Raw genomic sequence first — 7,418 nt, 5'->3', positions numbered from 1 at the left:
CCCTCCTCGGGCCGGCCGGCGCGACCTTCACCACGCCGGCGACCGGTGTGCTCCAGCTGCACGGCGTCACCGCCGAGCAGGTCGGTCAGACCGCTGCCGCCCACGGCATCGTCCTGCACGAGCTGACGCCGCAACGCGCCAGCCTGGAGGAGGCCTACATGTCCCTGACCCAGGACGCGGTCGAGTACCGCTCCGAGACCGCCCACGAGGCCCTGGAGGCCGTGCGATGAGCACCACCATCCTGTCCCAGTCCCCGGACCGCGCGGCGAGTGCTCGCCGCGCGGCCGGCCCCACGAGCCGCGTCGACGCCCGCCGCACGTTCGGTGGGGTGATGCGTGGGAGTGGATCAAGCTGCTCTCGCTGCGCTCGACGTGGTGGACCATGGCCGTCACCGTCGTCGTCATGGCGCTCCTCTCCCTCGCCCAGGCGTCCTCGCTCGACTTCTTGGTCGGGGACGCGGTGACCATGGGTATGCCGACGCCGCACGGCGCCGAGATCGTCGCCGGCGGCTACCGGCTCGGCATGGTCACGGTCGCCGTCCTCGGCGTGCTCCTCATGACCGGGGAGTACTCCACCGGCATGGTGCGCTCCACGTTCGCCGCGGTGCCCACCCGGCTCCCGGTCCTCGCCGCCAAGGCCCTCGCCCTGACGGTTCTGACGATCGTGGTGAGCGCGGTCAGCCTGGCCGTCTCGTTCGCGGTCTCGCGACCGTTCCTCTCCGACCACGACCTCGTGCCCGCCCTGGACGACTCGGTGACGTGGCAAGTCTTCGGCGGCATGACGTTCTTCTTCATCGCCGCGGCCCTCATGGCCCTCGGCCTCGGCGCGGTGCTCCGCCACACGGCCGGCACGATCACCGCGGTCCTCGGCCTGCTCCTGCTCGTCCCGATGATCCTGCAGTTCATCAACATCGACTGGGTCCAGGACGTGCTCACCTATGCGCCGCTCCCCGCGGCCATGTCCTTCCTGGGCGTCAGCGGCACGTTCGGGGCGAACCCGGACCTGACGGCGTGGCAGGGTGTCGCCGTCGTCGGCGCCTACGCCGTGGCCGCCCTGACCGGCGGGGCGTACCTGCTCCGGAGTCGCGACGCCTGACGGCGCCACCGGTGCGGCGTCGGCTAGAGTCGCCCCATGTCTTCGGCCCGTCCGTGTCGTCGCTGAGCCTGGCCGCTCAGCCCAGCCGAAGCCCGCACCGGCCGCGCGCTCCCAAAGGATGCGTCCCCATGAAGTACGCCCAGACCATCGTCGACCTCGTCGGCAACACCCCACTGGTGAAGCTCAACCGCGTCATCGGTGACGTACGGGCCACGGTGCTCGTCAAGCTCGAGTACCTCAACCCCGGCGGCTCCAGCAAGGACCGCATCGCGAAGCGGATCATCGACGCCGCCGAGGCCGAGGGCAAGCTCAAGCCCGGTGGCACGATCGTCGAGCCGACGTCGGGCAACACCGGCGTCGGCCTCGCGCTCATCGCCCAGCAGCGCGGCTACCGGTGCGTGTTCGTCGTCCCGGACAAGGTCGGCGAGGACAAGCGCAGCGTGCTGCGCGCCTACGGTGCCGAGGTCGTCGTCACCCCGACGGCCGTCGCCCCGGACAGCCCCGAGTCCTACTACGGCGTGTCCGACCGGTTGGCGCAGGAGATCCCCGGCGCCTTCAAGCCGAACCAGTACGAGAACCTCAACGGCCCGCTCAGCCACTACGAGTCCACCGGGCCCGAGATCTGGCGCGACACCGAGGGGCTCATCACCCACTTCGTCGCCGGCGTCGGCACCGGGGGCACGATCTCCGGCACCGGCCGCTACCTCAAGGAGATCTCCGACGGTGCCGTGCGCGTCATCGGCGCGGACCCGGAGGGCTCGATCTACTCCGGCGGAACGAGCCGGCCCTACCTCGTCGAGGGGGTCGGTGAGGACTTCTGGCCCGGCGCCTACGACCGGTCCGTGGTCGACGACGTCATCGCCGTCTCCGACGCCGACTCCTTCGCCATGACGCGCCGTCTCGCCGAGGAGGAGGGCATCCTCGTGGGCGGGTCCAGCGGCATGGCCGTCGTCGCCGCCCTGCGCGCCGCCGAGAACCTCACCGCCGACGACGTCATCGTCGTCCTGCTGCCCGACGGCGGCCGCGGCTACCTCGGCAAGATCTTCAACGAGACGTGGATGCGCGCCCACGGCTTCCACCCCGGCGACGGCGAACCCACCGTGGGTGACGTGCTGCGGGCCCGCACCGGCGACCTGCCCGAACTCGTGCACATCCGCCCCGAGGACACCGTCCGGCACGCCGTCGCGGCCTTCACCGCGCACGGCGCCGCTGCGCTGCCCGTCCTGACGGCCGAACCGCCCGTGGTGCTGGGGGAGGTCGCCGGCGCGGTGCGCGAGCGGGACCTGGTGGACCGGGTCCTCACCGGGGCCGCCCACCTCGACGACCCGGTCACGACCGTCGTCGGCCCGCCGCTGCCACTCATCGGCGTCAACGAGTCGGTGCCGGCGGCCCACGCCGCCCTCGCCGGCACGGATGCCCTGCTCGTCGCCGACGCCGGGAAACCGATCGGCATGCTCACCCGCCACGACCTGCTGGCCTTCGCCGGCGCCTGAGGAGAGACCATGACAGGCTTCGACACCCGGGCCATCCACGCAGGCCAGGAGTTCGACCCCACCACCGGTGCGGTGATCCCGCCGATCTACCAGACGTCCACGTTCGTCCAGGACGGCATCGGCGGCCTGCGTGGCGGCTACGAGTACAACCGCAGCGCCAACCCCACCCGCACGTCGCTGCAGACGCTGCTCGCCTCCCTCGAGGGTGGCGCGCACGCCTTCTCCTTCGCCTCCGGCCTCGCCGCCGAGGACACCGTGCTGCGGGCGATGTTGCGGCCGGGCGACCACGTGGTCCTCGGCAACGACGTCTACGGCGGCACCTACCGGCTGCTCTCCCGCGTGCTGGGCGCCTGGGGCGTGGAGATCACCGCGACCGACGTCGCCGATGCCGACGCGGTGCGCGCCGCCGTCCGGCCCGGTGCCACGAAGGCGCTGTGGGTCGAGACGCCGAGCAACCCGCTCATGAAGATCACCGACATCGCCGCGCTCGCCGAGGTGGGACACGGCGCCGGGCTGCGCGTCGTCGTCGACAACACGTTCGCCTCCCCGGCGCTGCAGAACCCGCTCGCGCTGGGGGCCGACGTCGTCGTGCACTCCACGACGAAGTACATCGGCGGACACTCCGACGTCCTGGGCGGCGTCGTCGTGCTGGACGACGACGAGCTGGCCGAGAAGGTCGGCTTCCTCCAGTTCGCCGTCGGCGCCGTTTCCGCCCCGATGGACGCCTGGCTCACGGTGCGCGGGATCAAGACGCTCGCGGTGCGCATGCAGCGCCACTGCGCCAACGCCCAGGCGATCGCGGAGCACCTCGTGGGCCACCCGGCCGTCGAGCGGGTCTACTACCCGGGCCTGCCGGAGCACCCGGGCCACGACGTCGCCGCCCGGCAGATGTCCGGTTTCGGCGGCATGATCTCCCTCGCGCTCACGGGCGGCGCCCCGGCGGCCCGCGCCCTGGCCGAGGGCACGCACCTGTTCCAGCTCGCCGAGTCGCTCGGTGGGGTCGAGTCGCTCATCGGCTACCCCGATGCGATGACGCACGCCTCGGTGCGGGGTACGGCGCTCGCCGTCCCGGAGAACGTGGTGCGCCTGTCCGTGGGCCTGGAGGACATCGCCGACCTGATCGCCGACCTCGACGAGGCGTTCGGCCGCCTCTGAGACCGCCGCCGAGGGAACCGCTCAGCCCGACGCCGGGACGGGCCGTCCGGGCTGCAGCTTCTCCAGCCGGGTGCGCAGCGCGGCGGCGCGCCGCGCATTGCTGTGCAGGCCCACGTACCGCTCGCCGAAGATCGACAGCAGCGCGTCATCGAGACGTCGGACCGCACCAGGCGGGTACCGGTAGCCCATCCGGGTGCTGATCGCCGCGCTGTCGACCGGGCGCAGCGCGTCGCCCAGCTCGGTCAGGGACGTCACGCCCAGCTCGAGCAGCAGGCCGGAGACCCACTCGTAGTGGTCGGTGCGGGACCAGCCGGCCCCGGGGAACCGGCCGGCCAGGAACGCCGCGAGCTCCTGGGCCCCGATGCGCGGGTCCTCCGCCTCCTCGTCGTGCTCGGCGTCGCTCATCCCGTTCTGCATCCGGTCCTGGATCGCGGAGAACTCGCGGTCGGCCAGCTCGATCAGGCCCGCCGCCAGGGCGAAGCGCCGATCGAGGTCCGGTGCGTCGGCGTCGGGCACGGTGCCCTTGTAGCGGATGTCGTGCTCGAACTCCGCCCATGCGTGCTGGAGCACGGTGCGAATCTGCACCGAGGCGGTCCGGCCCACCAGCTCGGCGACCGCCGGGCCGGCGTCGGCGAGCGTGACGAGCACGTGTCGGCTGGCGTAGCCGAAGCGGCCGGCTCGCGCGGTCTCCAGGCCCATGTCCCGGTCGGCGAGGAGGTTGAGCTGGTCGGCGAGCAGCTCGACCACCGCCTGGACGTCCTCGAGCACGTAGGTCACCACCCGGACGCCGACCTGGTCGGTGATCTCGTTGAGCGGGTCGGTGTACACCGGCGCGCCGTCGACCGTGCGGGCGGCCTTGCCGGCGAAGGAGGCGACCGACTTCGTGCGCCCGGCAACGGTGAGGTAGTTGATGCCGGCCTCGTCGAGGAGCTCGGTGACGAGCGCGACGTAGCGGTCGGTGACTCCCTGCAGCTGCTCGAACCCGACCGCGTAGGCCTGCACCGCCTGCTTGACGGCGTCGGGCACGGCGTCGGTGCGGGTGCTGGGCTCCAGGCCGGCCGGCAGGGTCGGCGTGACGATGTACCCGGTCTCCAGATCCCCGTAGGTGGTGGTGCGGTCCGGGTGGGCGGCGGCGAAGCGGGCGACGTACGCGCACAGCACGGCGTCGACCTGGTCCTCCGCGTGCCGCAGCTCGCTCTTGCGCGTCGCGTCGCGCACGGCGGCGGTGAGGTCGCGCCAGGCCGGGAGGTCCGTCACGACCATCGGTGTCTCGGCGTCGGCCAGGCTCTGGATGTGGTCGATCAGCGTCAGCAGCGCCGAGTGCAGCTCGTCGAACGAGCGGCCGGGGCGCTGCTTGTATTTCAACGTCCGGCCCAACCCGAACAGCGCCACGGTCGCCGGGTGCGGGTAGACCTCGATGGCGCGGCGGGGCCGTCCCGAGGCGGGGTTGATGTCCAGGCCCAGCGCCTTGGCCACCCGGGCGCCGCGCGGGGCGCCCGCGAACTCCGGTTTCCCGGTGTTGGCGGGATGCGCGCCGGCGTCGAAGCGGCCGAAGTCCCGGTTGAGTGCCGCCTCGCAGGGGCGGTTCCCGGTCGCGTTGGTCACCACCAGCGGCGCGTCGATCGCCACCAGGGCGGGTTCGTCGCGGAAGGGCTCGAGTGCAGCCACGATCGTCTCGTCCGTGCTCTGGGCGGAGACGTGGACCAGCCGTCCGTCGCTGTCGAGGACGGCCACACCGCTGGGGTTGCGCTCGCCCCAGGCGAGGTCGATGCCGACGAAGTACATGGGCCTACTCTGCCGTGTCGGGCCGACCTGCGACGACGTGGCCACGTCACGGACCCCGAGAGTGCGGTGCCGCCGCCGCGGGCGGGCGGTTCGTGCCGCTGAGTTCCCGGGCTCCGACGGTCAGCGCCAGTCGTGGTCGCGGGCGCCGCAGCACTCGCAGAACCCGCCGATCAGCCGTGTTGACATCCGGGTCTCCGTGCACCACACCCGCGGGCCCTCGACGCCTTCGGTATCGACCTCGGTCGTGATGACTGCCATGCCCGCTCCATTCGCTCACGGTCGGTCGTCGCCGACCCGTCCATGGTCACCCCGACGACCGACAGCGGGCCGGAGCGACTCACTTCCTGTGCGGAGCGCCGGTTGCCGTCGGACCTGCGACGTGATCGGGCCGACGAGGGAGACGTGGACCTCGACCCCGTCCACGGAGGAGGGCACCTGGTCCACCACCTCCCGGGCGGAGACGTTCACCTTCAGGCAGCAGCCACTCTTCACCCGGGCGATCCCCAGCCCGACGACGCCCTCGCAGCCGGCCAGCTGGGCGCGTAGGTGGTCGTTCGCGGCGCGGGCGTGTGCCAGGTCGCTCACGACCCCACCTCCGAAGTCCGGCCTATGCGAGCGTGCCCCCAGGGCGCTCAGGACGCCCGCCGTCGCCGCGGAGAGCCAGCCCGAGCGCGACGCCGGTCGCCCTGCCGGCGGCAGCGGCCCGCGGCCGGTCGGCGAGGATTTCGTGCACCTACGCGGCGAGGTGCTGCTTCAGGGTGCGTGCCTCGTGCAGGTCCATGGCGTCAGTGTGGTGGTGGGTGCCCACATCGGCTCGCCGGCGTTTCAACGGTCGAAAGCGAACCAGCAAGGAAACCGCGAGAGCGGATCTCCTGAATGTGCGTGTACCCGCGCCGACTCGCATCTTGCCCAGCAGCCGAGCCGTCGACGTCGAACGCGGGCCTTACGTCCCGGGCCCGCGTTGGCCGCGCGCACGTACCGTCGAAACATCCCTCCCGGAGGAGGAGGCCGCACTGGCCGGCGACCTGCGGGCTCAGGCGACCGAGAGTGACCGGCTGCTCGGGCCGGTCGTGGGGAGCACGTCATGGGCAGGTTCGACGGCAAGGTCGCGCTGGTCAGCGGAGGCGCGAGGGGTATGGGCGAGTCTCATGTACGGGGACTCGTCGCAGAAGGCGCACGGGTCGCCATCGGGGATGTGCTCGACAACGAGGGCGAGGCCCTTGCCGAGGAGCTGGGCGACTCCACGGTGTTCGTCCACCTCGACGTCACGGACCCTTCGTCGTGGGACGCCGCGCTCGCGAAGGCGGGCGAGGTGTTCGGCACCGTCACGATCCTCGTCAACAACGCCGGGATCGTCGTCTTCGGCGCGGTCGATGAGGTCTCCGTCGGCGATTTCGACAGGACGATCGCGGTCAACCTTCGCGGCGTCTTCCTCGGCACGCATGCCGTGGCGCCGGGGATGAAGGCGGCCGGGGGCGGCACGATCGTCAACATCAGCTCGACGGCGGGGCTCATGGGCTATGCGGGCATCGCTCCATACGTCGCGTCGAAGTGGGGCGTGCGAGGCCTCACCAAGGCCTCCGCGCTTGATCTGGGCCCGACGATCCGGGTCAACTCGATCCACCCGGGCCCGATCGCCACACCCATGACGGCCGGACTGGGGTCGAGCCTGGTCGAGACGCAGCGCATCCCGCGCTACGGGCGCCCCGAGGAGGTGACCGCGGCGGTGTTGTTCCTGGCCGGGGATGAGTCCTCGTTCATGACCGGTTCCGAGCTCGCCGTCGACGGTGGCGCGGTGCTCGGCTCGATCGCACCGGTCAGCTGACCGGCCCGGTCGCAGCAGCCGGACGGGCCGCGCCACGGTGCCCGGTCCCGGCGTGGGGACCCCCC

7 protein-coding genes and 1 pseudogene are annotated in these 7,418 nt (G+C 72.1%); 5 read left to right on the top strand and 3 right to left on the bottom strand.

The window, feature by feature from the left end:
• From ACYC1Z_RS12155 to ACYC1Z_RS12140, 4 genes and pseudogenes are all read left to right on the top strand, one after another.
• Positions 1-230: pseudogene (locus ACYC1Z_RS12155) on the top strand (ABC transporter ATP-binding protein); the annotation flags it as partial.
• A gap of 151 nt (positions 231-381) precedes the next feature.
• Complete coding sequence (locus ACYC1Z_RS12150) at positions 382-1,095, top strand: ABC transporter permease subunit (RefSeq protein ID WP_461409791.1); 714 nt, start codon at positions 382-384, stop codon at positions 1,093-1,095.
• Between the two features lie 128 nt (positions 1,096-1,223).
• Positions 1,224-2,588 carry a cystathionine beta-synthase gene (locus ACYC1Z_RS12145; protein WP_461409790.1) on the top strand — a complete coding sequence of 455 codons (1,365 nt, stop codon included), beginning with the start codon at positions 1,224-1,226 and terminating at the stop codon, positions 2,586-2,588.
• A 9-nt stretch (positions 2,589-2,597) separates the two neighbouring features.
• A complete protein-coding gene (locus ACYC1Z_RS12140) occupies positions 2,598-3,743 on the top strand; it encodes a cystathionine gamma-synthase (RefSeq protein ID WP_461409789.1) in 1,146 nt (381 codons plus the stop codon).
• A 21-nt stretch (positions 3,744-3,764) separates the two neighbouring features.
• Here ACYC1Z_RS12140 and ACYC1Z_RS12135 read toward each other — a convergent pair whose 3' ends face one another.
• The 3 genes from ACYC1Z_RS12135 to ACYC1Z_RS12125 form a co-directional block, all read right to left on the bottom strand.
• Complete coding sequence (locus ACYC1Z_RS12135) at positions 3,765-5,528, bottom strand: DUF429 domain-containing protein (RefSeq protein WP_461409788.1); 1,764 nt, start codon at positions 5,526-5,528, stop codon at positions 3,765-3,767.
• A 120-nt stretch (positions 5,529-5,648) separates the two neighbouring features.
• A complete protein-coding gene (locus ACYC1Z_RS12130) occupies positions 5,649-5,786 on the bottom strand; it encodes a hypothetical protein (protein ID WP_461409787.1) in 138 nt (45 codons plus the stop codon).
• 15 nt (positions 5,787-5,801) lie between these two features.
• Positions 5,802-6,113 carry a hypothetical protein gene (locus ACYC1Z_RS12125; RefSeq protein WP_461409786.1) on the bottom strand — a complete coding sequence of 104 codons (312 nt, stop codon included), beginning with the start codon at positions 6,111-6,113 and terminating at the stop codon, positions 5,802-5,804.
• A gap of 499 nt (positions 6,114-6,612) precedes the next feature.
• Between ACYC1Z_RS12125 and ACYC1Z_RS12120 the strand changes: the two genes are divergently transcribed.
• Positions 6,613-7,353, top strand: a complete 741-nt coding sequence (locus ACYC1Z_RS12120; RefSeq protein ID WP_461409785.1) for an SDR family oxidoreductase — start codon at positions 6,613-6,615, stop codon at positions 7,351-7,353.
• Positions 7,354-7,418 lie beyond the last annotated feature (65 nt).

It is taken from the genome of Georgenia sp. (assembly GCF_054605595.1).
The sequence above is the reverse complement of the archived record's forward strand: the minus strand, read 5'-3'. Positions and strand labels throughout refer to the sequence as shown.